The organism is Streptomyces sp. ADMS (assembly GCF_033441795.1).
Lineage (GTDB): Bacteria > Actinomycetota > Actinomycetes > Streptomycetales > Streptomycetaceae > Streptomyces.
This window is the reverse complement of the sequence record NZ_JAVFVX010000299.1, coordinates 1-1,607: the sequence shown is the minus strand read 5'-3', so window position 1 is coordinate 1,607 and position 1,607 is coordinate 1. Positions and strand designations below refer to the sequence as shown.

General features: G+C 70.7%; 2 protein-coding genes. Both read left to right on the top strand.

What is annotated here, in order from left to right:
- Positions 1-989: S-(hydroxymethyl)mycothiol dehydrogenase (locus RB628_RS40520; protein WP_318325651.1), on the top strand; the 989-nt coding region annotated here is incomplete at its 5' end.
- Positions 989-1,607 (top strand): MBL fold metallo-hydrolase (locus tag RB628_RS40515; RefSeq protein WP_318325650.1); only part of this gene is annotated, 619 nt, incomplete at its 3' end. The genes RB628_RS40520 and RB628_RS40515, both read left to right, overlap by 1 nt.

Sequence of the window (1,607 nt, the reverse complement as noted above, 5' to 3'; positions counted from 1 at the left end):
TGGTCCAGATCCAGGCCTGCGGGGTGTGCCACACCGACCTGCACTACAAGCAGGGCGGGATCAACGACGACTTCCCCTTCCTGCTCGGCCACGAGGCCGCCGGTGTCGTGGAGTCGGTGGGGGAGGGCGTCACCGATGTCGCTCCCGGTGACTTCGTGATCCTCAACTGGCGTGCCGTGTGCGGGAGTTGCCGGGCGTGTCTGCGCGGGCGGCCCTGGTACTGCTTCAACACGCACAACGCCGGGCAGAAGATGACGCTGACCGACGGTACCGAGCTGTCGCCTGCGCTGGGTATCGGCGCCTTCGCCGAGAAGACCCTCGTCGCGGCCGGACAGTGCACCAAGGTCGACCCGTCCGCCTCGGCCGCTGTCGCGGGGCTGCTGGGGTGCGGTGTGATGGCCGGTATCGGTGCCGCCATCAACACCGGGAACGTCGGGCGCGGTGACACGGTCGCCGTCATCGGCTGCGGCGGTGTCGGGGACGCGGCGATCGCCGGGGCCGGCCTCGCGGGCGCCGCGAAGATCATCGCCGTCGACATCGACGACCGGAAACTGGCCACCGCCCGCACACTGGGCGCCACGCACACGGTGAACTCCAGGGAGACCGACGCCGTCGAGGCGATCCGTGAGCTGACCGGCGGCTTCGGCGCCGACGTCGTCATCGAGGCGGTCGGCCGCCCGGAGACGTACAAGCAGGCGTTCTACGCCCGTGACCTCGCGGGCACGGTCGTCCTCGTGGGTGTGCCGACGCCGGAGATGAAGCTGGAGCTTCCACTGATCGACGTCTTCGGGCGCGGCGGCGCGCTGAAGTCGTCCTGGTACGGCGACTGTCTGCCCTCCCGCGACTTCCCCATGCTGATCGACCTGCACCTCCAAGGGCGCCTGGACCTCGCGAAGTTCGTGACGGAGACCATCGCGCTCGACGAGGTGGAGAAGGCGTTCGAGCGGATGCACGGCGGCGACGTGCTGCGCTCGGTGGTGGTGCTGTGATGGCCGACGCCCGCATCGAACGTCTGGTCACCTCGGGCACGTTCTCGCTCGACGGCGGCACCTGGGACGTCGACAACAACGTGTGGATCATCGGCGACGACAGCGAAGCGATCGTCATCGACGCCGCCCATGACGCCGACGCCATCGCGGCGGCCGTCGGCGACCGGCGCCTGACCGCCATCGTGTGCACCCACGCCCACAACGACCACATCGACGCGGCCCCCGCCCTCGCCGAGCGCACCGGCGCCCCGATCCTGCTCCACGGCGACGACCTGCCGCTGTGGAAGCAGACCCACCCGGACCGGGAACCCGACGCCTGGCTGGCCGACGGCCAGGTCCTGACCGTGGCCGGTGTCGAACTGACCGTGCTGCACACACCGGGCCACGCCCCGGGCGCGGTCTGCCTCTACGCGCCGGCCCTGACCGCCCTGTTCAGCGGCGACACGCTTTTCGCGGGCGGCCCCGGGGCGACCGGCCGCTCCTACTCCCACTTCCCGACGATCATCGACTCGATCCGGGACCGGCTGCTCGGCCTTCCGCCCGAGACGAAGGTCCTCACCGGGCACGGCGACCCCACCACCATCGGAGCCGAGGCACCGCACCTCCAGGAGTGGATCG